This window comes from Pseudomonas gozinkensis (genome assembly GCF_014863585.1).
GTDB classification, from domain to species: Bacteria; Pseudomonadota; Gammaproteobacteria; order Pseudomonadales; family Pseudomonadaceae; genus Aquipseudomonas; species Aquipseudomonas gozinkensis.
Window position 1 is genome coordinate 2,445,769 of the sequence record NZ_CP062253.1, and the last position, 15,350, is coordinate 2,461,118.

Consider the following 15,350-nt stretch of genomic DNA (forward strand, 5'->3'; position numbering starts at 1 on the left):
CAAGGGCGCCAGCATGAACCACACTGAGGGATATTCCCGCCGCCGGTTGCTGAAGCTGGCAGCCGGGGTGTCAGCGGTTTTCACCTTTGACCGGGCGCTGGCCGCCATTACGTCGCCGAACGCCACAGGAGCCCAGACCATGCAGACCCGCGCCATCCCTTCGAGCTCCGAACCACTGCCGCTGGTGGGGTTGGGCACTTATCGCGGTTTCGACGTCGCTCCCGGCGATCCGGTCTACAAACAATTGCCGGCTGTGCTCGGCGAGCTGTTCAAAAAGGGCGGAACGGTAATCGACAGCTCGCCCATGTACGGCCGCGCCGAGGAAACCACCGGTGAATTGCTGTCGATCCACGAACCGCGCTCGCCGGCGTTTCTGGCGACCAAGGTCTGGACCCGGGGTCGCGAGGAGGGCATCGCGCAGATGGAGCAGTCGTTCAGCCTGCTGCGCACCGAGCGCATCGACCTGATGCAGATCCACAACCTGCTCGACTGGCAAACCCATCTGCCGACCCTGCGCGAATGGAAAGAGCAGGGCCGCATCCGCTACATCGGCATCACCCACTACACGCCGTCGGCCTATGACGAGGTCGAAGCCGTGCTCAAGGCCGAACCGCTGGATTTCCTGCAAATCAACTATGCCCTGGATGATCGCGGGGTCGAGAAACGCATCCTGCCGCTGTGCCGCGAAAAAGGGGTGGCAGTGATCTGTAACCGGCCGTTCGGTGGCGGCGACCTGCTCGCCCGGCTCAAAGGCAAACCGCTGCCCGGCTGGGCGGCGCAGGTCGGGGCCAAGAGCTGGCCACAACTGGCGCTGAAATTCCTGCTGGCGCACCCGGCGGTGACCTGCGTGATTCCCGGCACCAGCAATCCGCTCTACATGGCCGACAATGCCGGCGCCGGGTTCGGGCTGATGCTGACCGATGCACAGCGTCAGCAGTTGATTGCGTTGGTGGAGTAGATGGTTTCAGCCTTGATAGCGCAGCGCCGCCAGCAACAATGCAAAGGCCGGCGCTGTCTGGCGCCGGCTCGGGTAGTAGAGGTGATATCCGGAAAACACCGGGCACCAGTCCTCCAGTACTTGTATCAGGCGACCCTCAGCCAGACAGGGTGCGACGATGTTCTCCGGGATGTAACTCAGGCCGAAGCCGTCGAGTGCGGCGTCCAGTAGCGGATAGACACCGTTAAGGGTGACCTGTCCGCAGACTCGCACCTTCAGGCGTTCGCCATCCTTTTCGAACTCCCAGGCGTATAGACCGCCGTTGGTAGGCAGGCGCAGGTTATTGCAAGCGTGCTCGGTCAGATCCCGCGGGGTTTTCGGTACGGTACGTCTGGCGAAATAGTCGGGCGAGCCGACCACCGCCATGCGCATGTCCGGGCCGATACGAGTGGCGATCATGCCTTGTGCGACATCCTCGCCCAGCCGTACGCCGGCATCGAAACCCTGACCCGCAATGTCGACGAAGCTGTAGTCGCAGCTGACTTCGACGGAGATGTCCGGGTACTGCAGCAGAAATTCTTTGAGGACCGGTCGCAGCAGCCAGTTCAGCGAATGATCGGTGGCGCTGAGCCGGATCTTGCCGGCGGGCGTTTCCCGCAGGTTGCTGAGGGCGGCCAGTTCCCACTCGATCTCTTCGAAACGCGGGCCGATGGTTTGCAGCAAGTGCTCACCGGCCTCTGTGGGAGAAACACTGCGGGTGGTCCGGATCAGCAGGCGCAGGCCCAGCCGGGCTTCAAGGCTGCGGATCGTATGACTGAGCGCTGACTGCGAAACGCCAAGTTTGGCAGCGGCTTTTGTGAAACTGCGCTCGCGCGCCACGGCGAGGAAAGCGAGCAGATCACTGGCGTTTTCCCGAAGCATTGATGAGTACTCTGCATAAGTTTTTTTGAATTCTAGTCGATTATCTAAAGAGTCGAGCTGGTTAAAGTGGAGCCTTTCCCTTTTCAGGAGAACCTCGACATGAACCCCATTGCTGCTTCGGCGCTGACCCTTTCCCTGCTGGCGGGCGAGGTCCAGGCCAGCGAAACATCCCGCGTGACCGTCACCCCTAACGGCTCACAACCATCGGCCAAAGGCCCGAGCGACTGGTTTACCGGGACGGTACGGGTCGATGCGCCGTTCAAGGGCAGCGATGCGGCGCGGATCAGCGGCGCCACCGTGACCTTTGAGCCGGGAGCGCGTACGGCGTGGCACACCCATCCGTTGGGGCAGACGCTGATCGTTACCGCCGGGTCAGGCTTCGTGCAGGAATGGGGGCAGCCGGTGCGGGTGATTCAGCCAGGCGACACCGTATGGATCGCGCCCGACGTGAAGCATTGGCACGGTGCTGCGCCGACCACAGCCATGACGCATATCGCGATTGCTGAAGTGCTGGATGGCAAAGTGGTGGACTGGATGGAGCAGGTGGGAGAGGGGGAATATCCCGACGTCCGCTAATCAATAAGTCGCCCACGGTGAGACCGGACGTCCTCACCGTGGGGCCTGCCAACAAATCAAATCATTTGCGGCAGTGACGCGAGAATCTTGTCCAGGGTAATCGGATACTCCCGCACCCGCGCGCCCGTGGCGTTGTAGATCGCATTCGCCACTGCCGCACTCACGCCGCAAATCCCCAGCTCACCGACTCCCTTGGCTTTCATCGGCGATGAAATCGGGTCGGTTTCATCAAGGAAAATCACTTCCTGATGCGGGATGTCGGCGTGCACCGGCACTTCGTAGCCCGCCAGGTCATGGTTGACGAAAAAGCCCTGACGCTTGTCCACCGCCAGTTCTTCCATCAATGCTGCGCCGACGCCCATGGTCATGGCGCCGATCACCTGGCTGCGGGCCGATTTCGGATTGAGAATCCGCCCGGCGGCGCAGACCGCGAGCATGCGCCGCACGCGGACTTCGCCGGTGGCGGCATCGACGGCGACTTCGACGAAGTGCGCGCCGAAGGTCGATTGCTGGTACTGCTTGGCGAGGTCGGCGAATTCGATGCTGTCCTCGACTTCGATCGCGGCATGTTGCGCGGCCTCACGTAACGATACGTTCTGGCTGCCCAGTTGCACGTGGCCATCGGCAAACTGCGCTTCACCCGCGCTCATGCCGAGTTTTGCCGCGATCGCTTCGCGCAGTTTCATGCACGCCGCGTAGACCCCGGCGGTCGAGCAGTTGGCGCCGAACTGGCCGCCGGAGCCGGACGACACCGGAAAGTTCGAATCGCCCAAATGCACAACCACATCGTCGAGACGCACACCCATCACTTCGGCGGCGGTCTGGGCAATGATCGTGTAGCTGCCGGTGCCGATGTCCGTCATGTCGGTTTCCACGGTGATCTTGCCGTCGCGTTCCAGCCGTACGCGTGCGCCGGACTTCACCAGCAGGTTGTTGCGAATCGCCGCCGCGACGCCCATGCCGGTCAGCCAGCGACCTTCGCGACGGCTGCCGGGCGTTGCATTGCGCATGTCCCAGCCAAAGCGTTCGGCGCCGGTCTGCAGGCATTCGATCAGTCGTCGCTGGGAGAACGGGCGCTCGGTTTTCACCGGATCGACCTGCGTGTCGTTGAGGATGCGGAACTGGATCGGATCGAGTTTGAGCTGTTCAGCCATCTCGTCCATGGCGATCTCCAGCGCCATCAACCCCGGCGTTTCACCGGGTGCGCGCATGGCGTTGCCTTCCGGCAGATCCAGTGGCGCGAGACGCATGCTCACCAGGCGATTTTCTGCGGCGTAGAGCAACTGGCTCGGCTGCGCCGCGACTTCGACCTTGCCGTCGGCGAGGTTGCCCGACCAGCCTTCATGGGCGATGGCGGTGAGTTTGCCGTCCGCCGTGGCGCCCATGCGGATGCGCTGGACGGTGGCGGGGCGGTGGGTGGTGTTGTTGGCGATCTGCGGACGGGCGAGGGCGACCTTCACCGGCCGGTTCGCCAGACGTGCGCCGAGGGCGGCGAGGATCGCGTCGGCGCGAATGAACAGTTTGCCGCCGAAACCGCCGCCAATGTACGGCGAGATCAACCGCACGTTTTCCTTGGGCAGGCCGAGGGTGGTGGCGATGTCGCCGACGCTCCAGGCGATCATCTGGTTGGAGGTCCAGAGCGTCACCTGATCGCCTTTCCAGGCAGCGAGTGTCGCGTGGGGCTCCATCATCGCGTGGGACTGATCCGGCGTGGTGTAGGTCTGGTCGAACTGCACGGGCGCGGCGGCAAAAGCGCTGGCGAAATCGCCGTGTGTGACGTCCGGCAACTCGTCTTTCGGCTCCACGCCCTGATCGCGCACGCTGGCCAGATCAAATTGGCCTTTGTCGGCCGCGTATTCGACGTTGACCAATTGCGCGGCGGCCCGCGCCTGTTCAAAGGTTTCGGCGACCACCAGCGCCACGGCCTGGTGATAGTGCTGCACTTGCGGCCCGGCCAACAGGTGCGCGGCGTTGTATTTGCCTTTGCCGAGCTTGCCGGCGTTGGCGGCGGTGACGATGGTCAGCACCCCCGGCGCGGCGCGGGCGGCATCCAGATCGATGCGGGTGATGCGGCCCTTGGCGATGGCTGAACCGACTATGACGCCGTAAGCCTGATTCTTCACTGCTTGATGTTGCTCGTAGGCGTAAGGCGCCTGGCCGCTGGTCTTGAGCGGGCCTTCGATGCGGTCGGTGGGTTTGCCGATGACGTTCAGCTGATCAATCGGGTTGGTCGTGGCGGGCGTGTCGAATTTCATGCTTCGTCCCTCGCTTGGGCCAGCACCGAGGCAATGGTGCGCTCGACCAGCGTCACTTTGAACTGGTTGTCCGGGGTCGGCGTGGCGCCGTCGAGCAGGCGCGCGTTGACGGCTTTCGCGCCTTGAGGCAACAGCGCTTCCGCCGCTTCGACTCGCCAGGGTTTCGGCGCGATGCCGCCGACGGCGATGCGACCGCTGCCATCCTTCTGCAGGATCAAGCCGACGGAAACCAGTGCAAAGGCGTACGACGAGCGGTCGCGCACCTTGTGATAGACATGGGTGCCGCCCACCGGCGCGGGCAGGGTGACGGCGGTAATCAGTTCGCCGGGTGTCAGGCTGGTTTCGACATTCGGCGTGGTGCCGGGCAATTGATGGAAGTCCGCCATGGCGATGCGCCGGGTGCTGCCATCGGCCTTGAGCGTTTCGATCTGGGCATCCAGCGCACGCATCGCAATCGCCATGTCACTCGGATGAGTCGCGATGCAGGCGTCGCTGACGCCGATGATGCCGAGTTGTCGGCTGACACCGCCAATCGCCGCGCAGCCACTGCCGGGTTTGCGCTTATTGCACGCCTGATTGGTGTCGTAGAAATACGGGCAGCGCGTGCGCTGGAGCAGATTGCCGGCGGTGGTCGCCATGTTGCGCAACTGGCCTGATGCGCCGGCAAGCAAGGCGCGAGCGAGCAGCGCGTAGTCTTTCCGGACGCGGCTGTCGGCGGCCAGATCGGTGTTGCGCACCAGTGCGCCGATGCGCAAGCCGCCGTCGTCGGTGGCTTCGATCTGGTTGAGGCCCAGGTGATTGACGTCAATCAGTTGCTGGGGCGTTTCGATGTCGAGTTTCATCAAGTCCAGCAGGTTGGTGCCGCCGGCGATGAAGCGCGCCCCTTCGATTTGCGCGGCTTGGGCAGCGGCAGCGGCAGGAGAGTCGGCGCGGCTGTAGTTGAAGGCTCTCATGCGGGCACCTCCGCGACTTCGCTGATGGCTTCGATGATGTTCGAGTAGGCGCCGCAGCGGCAGATGTTGCCGCTCATGCGTTCCTGCAGTTCGCTGGCGATCAGTTGCGGTGCTTCGGTGAGGCTGGCGCTGGCATGACTGGGGATGCCGTCGCGGATCTCCTGAAGCACTGCCACGGCCGAGCAGATCTGTCCCGGCGTGCAGTAACCGCACTGGTAACCGTCATGCTTGATGAACGCCGCCTGCATCGGATGCAGGTGGTCCGGCATGCCGAGGCCTTCGATGGTGGTGACGTTGGCGCCGTCCTGCATCACCGCCAGGGTCAGGCAGGAATTGATTCGCCGGCCGTCGACGATCACCGTACAGGCGCCGCACTGACCGTGGTCGCAGCCCTTTTTGCTGCCGGTCAGGTGCAGGTGTTCGCGCAGGGCATCGAGCAGGGTGGTGCGGGTGTCAATCTCCAACGTCTGCGGCTTGCCGTTGACTTCAAGGGTCACTTTGGCCATGGCCGGTTGCTCCAGAGTGGCCGCGTAGGCCTTGAGGCTGATGAAGGGCGGCATCGCGAACGCAGTCGCAGTCACGGCCCCGAGAATCAGGAAACGGCGTCGGGAAATCGCCAACGGCGGATGGTCGTTCATGGCTGGGCTTCCTCTGATCAGGTCGGCAGGTTGCAAATGACCCGCCAGGGCACGCCGGCGTCGTCGCCAGTCTTGGTCTGTTCTAGGAGTGACCGCAGGGGGGAGGAAAAGGTTTGGTCGGATTTCGCGATGTCGTCATGCGGGTCAGAGCCATCAAACGGCCACTGGCTGGACGGGCCGGGCGCGGCAGGCAGGGCGATGAACGGTCGTTGATGGCCAGTGAATCTAAGCTGGTTTCCCCGGTCGTATCTGCGCCAGCGCGCACCCGCGCTGACTGTTTCCGTCGTCAAGACCTTGGTTTTAGGGAAATTCTGAATGATGCGTGCAACAAGCCTGCTGCTGACTGTTTCCGCCGCTGTACTGCTGGGCGGCTGTGTGGCGGATTTCGATGATGACCATCGTCATGGCCGGCATTACGACCGCGATCATGGCCGTTACTACGATCATGACCGACGCTGGGACGACCGCGATGACGACCGCCGCGACGGGCGTCGTTATCACCGCGACCGGGATGATGACTGATTGAAACGAAGAGGGCGTTCCCCGACGGGAACGCCCTCTGGCATTAAAAATGAGCGCTCGCCCGGACGCTGGATCGCGCAGGCACGGAGGCCTCGATGTCCAGCAAATGGGTGGCGAGAATGTCGCTCAGAAAACGGAACTGATCGTTGAGGCCGACCACTTCATTGCTGAAATGATTGCTGGCGGCTGGCATCAACAGATCTTCGAAGGCTTCGTCGAACACCAGCGCGTGTGCCTTGCGCGACACGGCGTGCTGATCGTAGTAGTTGCTGCCGAAGACCGGGAAACTCACGGCGAGGGTGACGGTACTGATCATGATGTGAACTCCTCGTGCTGTGTGTTTCGGATGGGTTAATCGTGCCTTTGGCGAGCGGTCGGCGGAAGGCAATCGTCGCAATGGTGAATATCGACGCCATTGATGGTTGGACTGACGTAGCCCGGACCAGCGGATAAACGGCGCACCGCACGCACCTATACTCATTTCATCTCCCCCGGATTCTTCAGGTCTGCCGACCGAAGAACAGATAAGGACCGCCACCGTGAACCTGCGTGCGCTGCTCGTCGCCGCACTGGTGTTGCTGGCCGGCTGCGCCACCACGGCGCGGGCCCCGGTGAGCGCGCCGGCGGTGGTGGTCTCGCCGGCCACCTGGCAGCAGATCGACCGGGAAATCGTCAGCGCCTCGAAGCAGGCCACCGAGCAGGTCAAGCTGTTCGCCCGTGGCTCGATGGAACATTGGCGCATTCGCGTCTATGAGCAAACTGAAGAAAATTTCATCCCGTGGTTCAGCAGCTACTGGACCCAGGAATGGCTGTCGATGAAGGTCAGCTGGTACACCATCAGTGCCAGCGGCGAACAGGATGCGTCGGCCAAGCGCCTGGCGGATTACCTGCTGGAGCAATATCAGGAACGGGTGCTGGCGCCGGTGGCGGTGGAGATCGATCCGGACGCGATCCTCGGCCAGTCCACCGCGTTCTATGCGCAACTGATGGCGCAGCAGATGCCGGTCATCGCCCAGCGCCACGGCGTGCCCATCGCCCAGCTCAACGGGCGGTTGCAGAAAATCCCCGCCATCGCCCTTGGCCCGCCGCCGGCGCGGGATGCTTCGCTGTACCAGATCGTCAGCACTGAGCCGTTGAACACGCTGCCGGCCTACGCCGCGTTGATCGACAAGATCCACACCGACGGCGGTTCTAAAGGCGTGGCCTCGACCGACTCGGCGATGGCGCCGGTGGCCAAGCGCGCCAGCCAGCGCATGGAGGCGGAAATGGCCCCGCGCGGCGCTGCCAGCGCGGTGGCGGCAGCGGCCGGCAAACTGGCCGGGGCGTTGATTTCGGTCGGTGTGGCGGGCATCCGGGCGATCATTCAGGCCAACGATCGCCCCGACAGCGAAGCCTTGATCCGAAGCAGCCTGGGCAACACCTTCGACAAGGCCTGGCTGAAACTGGTGCAGAACCCGACCACCGGCGTGATGGCCGGCACGCTGCACATGGCGGCGCAGGTCGAGGGCAATCTGGGCGGGCGGGATGAGCCGTCGGTCGGGTTGGGCGTCAACCGTGTCGAATGGCGGCCACCCGAGTCGACTACTCAGCAGATCGAACCCACCCTGCAAGGAGAATGACCATGGCTTACATCGATGTTTTCGTGGCGCCCGTGCCGAATGCCAATCGCGAACAGTACAAGAAACACTGCGAAATCGCCGCCAGGCTGTTCAAGGAATACGGCGCTCTGGAGGTGATTCAGGGCTGGGGCGATGACGTGCCGGACGGTAAGGTCACCTCATTCCCGATGGCGGTGAAACTCAAGGAAGGCGAAACCGTATCGGCGGGCTGGCTGGTCTGGCCGGACAAGGCCACCCGCGACGCCGGCATGGCGAAAATGATGGAAGACCCGCGCATGCAGCCGGACGTCAATCCGATGCCATTTGATGGGCAGCGGATGATCTTCGGTGGCTTCAAGGACATTCTCGAGACCTGATGCTGCGTTGCCGGATCACTCCGCCGACGGGGTGATCCGGCAGCCTTTGCGGTTGCGGATCTGCTCGTCCGTCGGCCGCTCACGCACGAATTCGAAACGCGGCTCACCTTCGCTGTAATGCACCAGCCAGCCCCATTCCAGTTCGCTCTCATCCTGCCCGGGATTCGGCGGTCGGGCCCACCAGGGTTCTTTGCTGAGGATTTCGCGCATGACGTCCTCCGGTTGATGGCAATCGTTGAACTATAAACCCCATGCCGAGAGTCGCCAGAAACGGGCGTGTAGAATCCACGGATCTCGACGAACGAAGGAGCGTGGCCATGACGGACGAAACGCGCGGGGATCAACCGTTCAAGCGGCTGTTCTTTGCCCTGGACTGCCCGCCGGCGCAGCGCAAGGCGATTGCCCAGTGGCGCAGCGAACTGGGTTTGCGCACCGGCAAACCGGTGCCGGCGGACAATTTTCACCTGACGCTGCTGTTTCTCGGCGCGGTGCCGTTGGCGCAGATTGGCGAAGTCTGTGAAGCCGCATCCAAAGTGCGTACGCCGGGCGAGGCGCTGAGGGTTTCGCTGGATCGGTTGCAGGTCTGGCGGCGCGCCGGGGTGTTGTCGCTGGCGCCGGAGCAGGCACCGCAGGGATTGCTGCGGCTGGTGTATGCGCTGGAGCAGGCGATGTTGCCGTTCGGGTTTGAAGAGGCGACGCGCGAATATCGTCCGCACCTGACGCTGGCCCGTGACTATCGCGCGCCGGAGCCGGAATCCGCCACGCCGCCGGAGTTCTTCCTGCGCGCTGAACGCTTTGCGCTGTTCGAATCCCACAAGGGCCGCTACCGCTCGCTGGCCGATTGGCCACTGACCTGACCCCACAAAAAAAGGCGCCCGAGGGCGCCTGAATTCACCTGAACCGAGGAAGCCAGGTGAGGCCGTTCAGAGCGAGGGTGCAGCGGTGGTAAGGCGCTGCATGAACGGAAACTTGTAACTCTGATCGCTGACTGCCTGATCGTTCCCACGCTCTGCGTGGGAATGCAGCCCGGGACGCTCCGCGTCCCTTCCGGAGCTGGAACGCGGAGCGTCCCTTGAGGCATTCCCACGCGGAGCGTGGGAACGATCGTGGTGCCATTACTTGCCGAGTTTTACGCGAGTCCAGCCCCGGGTCATGATCCGTTGCGTGGCAATCGGTTGATCCGGCACCGCATACAGCGTCGCCATCACTTCTTGCGACGGGTACGAACCCGGATCATTGCGGATCGCTTCGTCCACCAGCGGCGTCGCCGCCGCGTTGGCGTTGCTGTAACCGTTGCTGTTGGTGATCTCGGCGATGATGTCCGGGCGCATCAGGAAGTCCATGAACAGGTAAGCATTCTCGACGTTGGCCGCATCGCGCGGGATGGCGACCATGTCGTAGAAACTCCCGGCACCTTCCTTGGGAATGCTGTAGTCGATCACTACGTTGTTGCCCGATTCCACCGCGCGGGCCTTGGCCTGCAACACGTCACCGGAGTAACCGACCGCCACGCAGATGTTGCCGTTGGCCAGGTCCGAGATGTATTTCGAAGAGTGGAAGTACGCCACGTTCGGGCGAATCTTCATGAACAGCGCCTCGGCTTCCTTGATGTGCGCGGTGTCCTTGTCGTTCACCGGATAACCCAGATAGTGCAGGGCCGCCGGGATCATCTCGGTCGGCGAGTCGAGGAAACTGATGCCGCAAGCCTTGAGCTTCTCGGCGTTCTCCGGTTTGAACAGCAGGTCCCAGGAGTTGGTCGGCGCGTTCTTGCCGAGCACTTCCTTGACCTTGGCCGGGTTGAAACCGATGCCGATCGAGCCCCACATGTACGGGAACGCGTGGGCGTTGTCCGGATCACTGGCGGAGGCGTTTTTCAGCAGCACCGGGTTGAGGTTTTTCCAGTTTGGCAGCTTCGATTTGTCCAGGGTCTGATAGACCCCGGCCTTGATCTGCTTGGCCAGGAAACTGTTGGACGGCACCACGATGTCGTAGCCGGATTTACCCGCAAGCAGACGTGCTTCGAGGGTTTCATTGCTGTCGAACACGTCGTAGGTCACGCGGATGCCGGTCTCGTCCTCGAATTTCTTGACGGTGTCCGGGGCGATGTAATCCGACCAGTTGTAAACGCGCAGCACCTTGTCGTTGGCCTGGGCGCCCGTGGCGATTGCGCCCAATAAGGACAGTGTCAGCAGAGTCCTGCCAAACATTTTCATCGGTGAAACTCCATTCTTTTTATTCAAAAGCTTTTAAGCAAAAGCGCAAAGCCGTAAAACGCGACGGCCCTAGGCCGTCGCTGCCACTCGTTGAGGTTGCGGTTGCTGCCACGATTCGTTGGCGGTCTGATCCATCGCTTCCTGAATCGCACGCTTGCGGTTGGCTTCTGCCTTGCGGCCGAAGTACCAGACCAGGAAGGTCACCAGCGACACCGCCAGCAGAATCAGGCTGGCCACGGCGTTGATCTCGGGCTTCACACCCAGACGCACGGCCGAGAACACTTCCATCGGCAGGGTCGTCGAACCCGGGCCCGACACGAAGCTCGCCAACACCAGGTCATCCAGCGACAGGGCGAACGACATCATGCCGCCCGCCGCCAGCGACGGCGCGATCATCGGGATGGTGATCAGGAAAAACACCTTGAACGGTTTCGCGCCCAGATCCATCGCCGCTTCTTCGATCGACAGGTCCAGCTCGCGCAAGCGGGCGGAGACTACCACCGCCACATAAGCGGCACAAAACGTGGTGTGGGCGATCCAGATCGTGACGATGCCACGCTCCTGCGGCCAGCCGATCAGTTGCGCCATCGCCACGAACAGCAGCAACAGCGACAGACCGGTAATCACCTCAGGCATCACCAGCGGCGCGGTGACCAGACCACCGAACAGCGTACGACCCTTGAAGCGCGTCACGCGGGTCAGCACGAAGGCGGCGAGGGTGCCCAGCGCCACGGCGGCAATCGCGGTGTAGCAGGCGATTTCCAGCGAGCGCACCACCGAGCCCATCAGTTGGGTGTTGTCGAGCAGACCGACGTACCACTTCACCGACCAGCCGCCCCAGACCGTCACCAGTTTGGAGGCGTTGAACGAGTAGATCACCAGAATCAGCATCGGCAGATAGATGAACGTCAGGCCGAAGATCAACATGAACTTTGCAAAACCGAAGCGTTTCATCCCCGTGCCTCCATCTCTTTGGCCTGGCTGCGGTTGAACAGCAGAATCGGCACAATCAGGATCAACAGCATCACCACCGCCAGAGCAGATGCCACCGGCCAGTCGCGGTTATTGAAGAACTCTTGCCACAGCACGCGACCGATCATCAGGGTCTCCGGGCCACCCAGCAGTTCCGGAATCACGAACTCGCCCACCACCGGAATGAACACCAGCATGCAGCCGGCGATGATGCCGTTCTTGGCCAGCGGCACGGTGATTTTCCAGAAGTTGTTGAAGTTGCTCGAACCCAGATCCTGTGCGGCTTCCAGCAGGCTGCCGTCGTGCTTCACCAGGTTGGCGTAGAGCGGCAGCACCATGAACGGCAGGTAGGCGTAGACCACGCCGATATACACCGCCGTGTTGGTGTTGAGGATCTCGATCGGGTGATCGGTGAGCCCGGTCCACATCAGGAACGCGTTGAGCAGACCGTTGTTGCTGAGGATGCCCATCCACGCATACACGCGGATCAGGATCGCGGTCCAGGTCGGCATCATGATCAACAGCAGCAGGACGTTTTGCGTTTCCTTGCCGGTCTTGGTGATCGCGTAGGCCATCGGGAAACCGATCACCAGACACATCAGCGTACTGAGCAACGCCACCTTCAGCGAACCGAGGTAGGCCGACAGGTACAGCTCGTCTTCGCCGAGCATGGTGTAGTTGCCGATGTTCAGGAACAGCTGGAATTTCTGTTCGGCGTAGGTGTAGATCTCCGAGTACGGCGGGATCGACAGCGCGGCTTCCGAGAAGCTGATCTTCATCACCAAAAAGAACGGCAGCATGAAGAACAGGAACAGCCAGATGAACGGGATGCCGATGACGAACTTTCGCCCGCTGGGCACCAGGCGCAGGAATTGCTGATTGAAGGTTCTCATGAGCGCAGTACCACGCCGCTGTCGTCTTCCCACCAGACGTAGACCTTGTCGTCCCAGGTCGGCCGCGCGCCACGGCGTTCGGCGTTGGCCATGAACGACTGGACGATCTTGCCGCTCGGCAACTCGACGTAGAACACCGAGTGGCCGCCGAGGTAGGCGATGTCATGCACCTTGCCTTCGGACCAGTTGTAGCGGGTCTCTGGCTTGATCGTGCTGACGAGCATTTTTTCCGGGCGGATGGCGTAGGTGATCGACTTGTCCTGCACCGAGGTGCTGACGCCATGACCGACGTAGATCTTTTGCTGCAAGTCCGGGCTGTGAATGATCGCGTGACCTTCAAGGTCCTCGACCACGGTGCCGTCGAAGGCGTTCACGTTGCCGATGAATTCGCAGACCATGCGGCTGACCGGCGCTTCATAGATGTCGACCGGGCTGCCGATCTGGGCGATCCAGCCCAGGTGCATGATCGCGATGCGCTCGGCCATGGTCATGGCCTCTTCCTGGTCGTGGGTCACCATCACGCAGGTCACGCCGACGCGCTCGATGATTTCCACCAGTTCCAGCTGCATCTGCGAGCGCAGCTTTTTATCCAGTGCGCCCATCGGTTCGTCGAGCAGCAACAGCTTCGGACGCTTGGCCAGCGAGCGGGCGAGGGCCACGCGCTGACGCTGGCCGCCGGACAGTTGATGCGGGCGGCGTTTGGCGTATTGGGTCATGTGGACGAGGCGCAGCATTTCTTCGACGCGGGCGTCGATTTCGCTGGCCGGCAAACGGTCCTGCTTGAGGCCGAAGGCGATGTTCTGCGCCACGGTCATGTGCGGGAACAGGGCGTAGGACTGGAACATCATGTTGATCGGCCGCTCATACGGCGGCATGTCGGTGATGTCTACACCGTCGAGCAGAATGCGTCCTTCAGTCGGCCGTTCGAAACCGGCGAGCATGCGCAGCAGGGTCGATTTGCCCGAGCCGGAGCCGCCGAGCAGGGCGAAGATTTCGCCCTGATGGATCTCCAGGGACACATCGTCCACCGCAGTGGTTTCGTCGAACTTCTTGGTGACTCGATCGACTTTCACCAGAACCTTTTTCGGTTGCTGATGACCTTCAAGAGCCTTCCTGTAAGTGCTGGAGGCGTTTGCCATGTGAAACTCCCAACAGGTTTCAGTCGCCCGGCCAACGCGGCCTGGCTTAAGAGTGGATTGCAGACTTGCAAGAGCATTACCTGTCGGATCGCATCCCCCTGTGGGAGCGGGCTTGCCCGCGATGGCGGCGGGTCAGTCACCTCGATGTCGAAAGTGACGGCCTCATCGCTGGCAAGCCAGCTCCCACAGGGTTTTGCATTGATCCGATTGGTACTGCTCTTACCGATCCGGCTTGGTCGGCGCCGCCGTCCTGGCTGCCTGGGTAGTACTTGTTGTTATTACGGTTTGTTGTTTTCACGGATGACGGGTGCGCAGGTGCGCAGCCGCCGACCCCGCGGGGGCAGTAAATGGTTTTGCAATCGTTGGGTGGCGTCAGCGCTTTTTGCGTTGCGCCGCACGCAGGCGGCAGGCCTCGCCGAATGCCTGGAAAATCCGCAGGTAGTTCGGGTTGTCCAGCACTTGCCATTCCGGGTGCCATTGCACGCCGAGGGCGAAGGTCGGGCTGTGCTCCACCGAGACCGCCTCGATCAGGCCGTCCGGCGCCACGGCTTCGGCGCGCAGGCCGGGAGCGAGGCGGTCGATGCCCTGACTGTGAATCGAGTTGACCTGGAATTCACCCGGCAGCTCCAGCGCTTCGAATACGCCACCGGCCAGCACTGTCACGGCGTGGGCCGGGGCGTACTGCACGGCGACATCCGGGCTATCGGCTTCGCGGTGATCGAGCATGCCCGGCAGCTCATGCACCTTCTGGTGCAGGCTGCCGCCGAACGCCACGTTCATTTCCTGGAAACCTCGGCAGATGCCGAGTACCGGAACGCCCGCCGCGATGGCTGCACGCAATAGAGGAAGAGTGGTGGCATCCCGCGCCGGATCGTGATCCGTGCCGGGAGCGCTGTCCGGGCCCTGATAGTGGAAAGGTTCCACGTTGGACGGCGAGCCGGTCAGCAACAGACCGTCGAGCTGACCCAGCAGGTCTTCGATTTCAGTCAGTTTGCCAAGGGAAGGAATGACGACGGGCAACCCCAGCGCCGCAACGCTGACAGCGCGAACGTACTTGTCGCCGCTGATGTGATAGGGGTGCAGGCCAATCTGTTTGACGCACGCAGTAACGCCGATCAATGGCTTGAATGCCATTTTTATTCACCTCGAAGTTTGACACTTGAACGAGCTTTTCCGGAGCTTAGCCTCGTTGATTTTAATTAACAACTCCCATGTAAAAAATTCTAAACGCCGTTCATCAAATCTTCATCAAGACCGGGGCTCTGGCCCCTGCATTGGCATGTGAGTGTTAAAAAAAGCCCGAAAAATAAACGCTGAGCGGCCCTGTGTTCGCTATTGACTTCACTTTGCCGTTCG

The 15,350-nt window shown here is 62.1% G+C and carries 17 protein-coding genes; 6 read left to right on the forward strand and 11 right to left on the reverse strand.

Translation table 11 applies throughout. The annotated features are described in order from the left end of the window. The first annotated feature begins 13 nt into the window (after positions 1-13). The gene (locus tag IHQ43_RS10970; RefSeq protein WP_192564348.1) at positions 14-958 is read left to right on the forward strand and encodes an aldo/keto reductase; all 945 of its coding nucleotides are present in this window, start codon (positions 14-16) and stop codon (positions 956-958) included. 6 nt (positions 959-964) lie between these two features. Here IHQ43_RS10970 and IHQ43_RS10975 read toward each other — a convergent pair whose 3' ends face one another. After that, entirely contained in the window at positions 965-1,858 is an 894-nt protein-coding gene (locus IHQ43_RS10975) for a LysR family transcriptional regulator (RefSeq protein WP_192564349.1), read from the reverse strand. A 99-nt stretch (positions 1,859-1,957) separates the two neighbouring features. On the opposite strand from IHQ43_RS10975, the gene IHQ43_RS10980 reads away from it, so the two are divergent. Further along, positions 1,958-2,434 carry a (R)-mandelonitrile lyase gene (locus IHQ43_RS10980; RefSeq protein WP_192564350.1) on the forward strand — a complete coding sequence of 159 codons (477 nt, stop codon included), beginning with the start codon at positions 1,958-1,960 and terminating at the stop codon, positions 2,432-2,434. A 56-nt stretch (positions 2,435-2,490) separates the two neighbouring features. Here the strand turns inward: IHQ43_RS10980 and paoC are convergent, their stop codons facing one another. From paoC to paoA, 3 genes are read right to left on the reverse strand one after another with little or no spacing between them, the layout of a single operon-like run. Further along, positions 2,491-4,689, reverse strand: coding sequence for an aldehyde oxidoreductase molybdenum-binding subunit PaoC (paoC, locus tag IHQ43_RS10985; protein WP_192564351.1), 2,199 nt, complete (start codon positions 4,687-4,689; stop codon positions 2,491-2,493). After that, positions 4,686-5,642 (reverse strand): FAD binding domain-containing protein, encoded by a 957-nt coding sequence (locus IHQ43_RS10990; protein ID WP_192564352.1) that lies wholly within the window; start codon positions 5,640-5,642, stop codon positions 4,686-4,688. Before IHQ43_RS10990 ends, paoC begins: the two co-directional genes overlap by 4 nt. After that, positions 5,639-6,280 carry an aldehyde dehydrogenase iron-sulfur subunit PaoA gene (paoA, locus tag IHQ43_RS10995; RefSeq protein WP_192564353.1) on the reverse strand — a complete coding sequence of 214 codons (642 nt, stop codon included), beginning with the start codon at positions 6,278-6,280 and terminating at the stop codon, positions 5,639-5,641. The genes IHQ43_RS10990 and paoA overlap by 4 nt, the downstream gene beginning before the upstream one ends. 315 nt (positions 6,281-6,595) lie before the next feature. Between paoA and IHQ43_RS11000 the strand changes: the two genes are divergently transcribed. Continuing rightward, positions 6,596-6,802: a hypothetical protein gene (locus IHQ43_RS11000; protein ID WP_064382340.1), complete on the forward strand. Its 207-nt coding sequence runs from the start codon at positions 6,596-6,598 to the stop codon at positions 6,800-6,802. Positions 6,803-6,845: 43 nt separating this feature from the next. Here IHQ43_RS11000 and IHQ43_RS11005 read toward each other — a convergent pair whose 3' ends face one another. Beyond that, complete coding sequence (locus IHQ43_RS11005; protein ID WP_192564354.1) at positions 6,846-7,118, reverse strand: hypothetical protein; 273 nt, start codon at positions 7,116-7,118, stop codon at positions 6,846-6,848. 223 nt (positions 7,119-7,341) lie between these two features. On the opposite strand from IHQ43_RS11005, the gene IHQ43_RS11010 reads away from it, so the two are divergent. Further along, entirely contained in the window at positions 7,342-8,421 is a 1,080-nt protein-coding gene (locus IHQ43_RS11010; RefSeq protein ID WP_192564355.1) for a hypothetical protein, read from the forward strand. A gap of 2 nt (positions 8,422-8,423) precedes the next feature. Continuing rightward, positions 8,424-8,777 carry a DUF1428 domain-containing protein gene (locus IHQ43_RS11015; protein ID WP_192564356.1) on the forward strand — a complete coding sequence of 118 codons (354 nt, stop codon included), beginning with the start codon at positions 8,424-8,426 and terminating at the stop codon, positions 8,775-8,777. A gap of 15 nt (positions 8,778-8,792) precedes the next feature. Here the strand turns inward: IHQ43_RS11015 and IHQ43_RS11020 are convergent, their stop codons facing one another. Beyond that, positions 8,793-8,987 (reverse strand): hypothetical protein, encoded by a 195-nt coding sequence (locus IHQ43_RS11020; protein ID WP_007957125.1) that lies wholly within the window; start codon positions 8,985-8,987, stop codon positions 8,793-8,795. Between the two features lie 107 nt (positions 8,988-9,094). Between IHQ43_RS11020 and thpR the strand changes: the two genes are divergently transcribed. Further along, positions 9,095-9,634 (forward strand): RNA 2',3'-cyclic phosphodiesterase, encoded by a 540-nt coding sequence (gene thpR, locus IHQ43_RS11025; RefSeq protein WP_192564357.1) that lies wholly within the window; start codon positions 9,095-9,097, stop codon positions 9,632-9,634. Between the two features lie 258 nt (positions 9,635-9,892). Here the strand turns inward: thpR and IHQ43_RS11030 are convergent, their stop codons facing one another. The 5 genes from IHQ43_RS11030 to IHQ43_RS11050 form a co-directional block, all read right to left on the reverse strand. Further along, a complete protein-coding gene (locus IHQ43_RS11030; RefSeq protein WP_169429841.1) occupies positions 9,893-10,990 on the reverse strand; it encodes a polyamine ABC transporter substrate-binding protein in 1,098 nt (365 codons plus the stop codon). Positions 10,991-11,059: 69 nt separating this feature from the next. Further along, entirely contained in the window at positions 11,060-11,944 is an 885-nt protein-coding gene (locus IHQ43_RS11035) for an ABC transporter permease subunit (RefSeq protein ID WP_007957119.1), read from the reverse strand. Beyond that, positions 11,941-12,855, reverse strand: a complete 915-nt coding sequence (locus IHQ43_RS11040; protein ID WP_007957117.1) for an ABC transporter permease subunit — start codon at positions 12,853-12,855, stop codon at positions 11,941-11,943. Before IHQ43_RS11040 ends, IHQ43_RS11035 begins: the two co-directional genes overlap by 4 nt. Further along, positions 12,852-13,994: a polyamine ABC transporter ATP-binding protein gene (gene potA / locus IHQ43_RS11045; protein WP_007957110.1), complete on the reverse strand. Its 1,143-nt coding sequence runs from the start codon at positions 13,992-13,994 to the stop codon at positions 12,852-12,854. Before potA ends, IHQ43_RS11040 begins: the two co-directional genes overlap by 4 nt. A 372-nt stretch (positions 13,995-14,366) precedes the next feature. Continuing rightward, a complete protein-coding gene (locus IHQ43_RS11050) occupies positions 14,367-15,128 on the reverse strand; it encodes a gamma-glutamyl-gamma-aminobutyrate hydrolase family protein (protein WP_192564358.1) in 762 nt (253 codons plus the stop codon). Positions 15,129-15,350 lie beyond the last annotated feature (222 nt).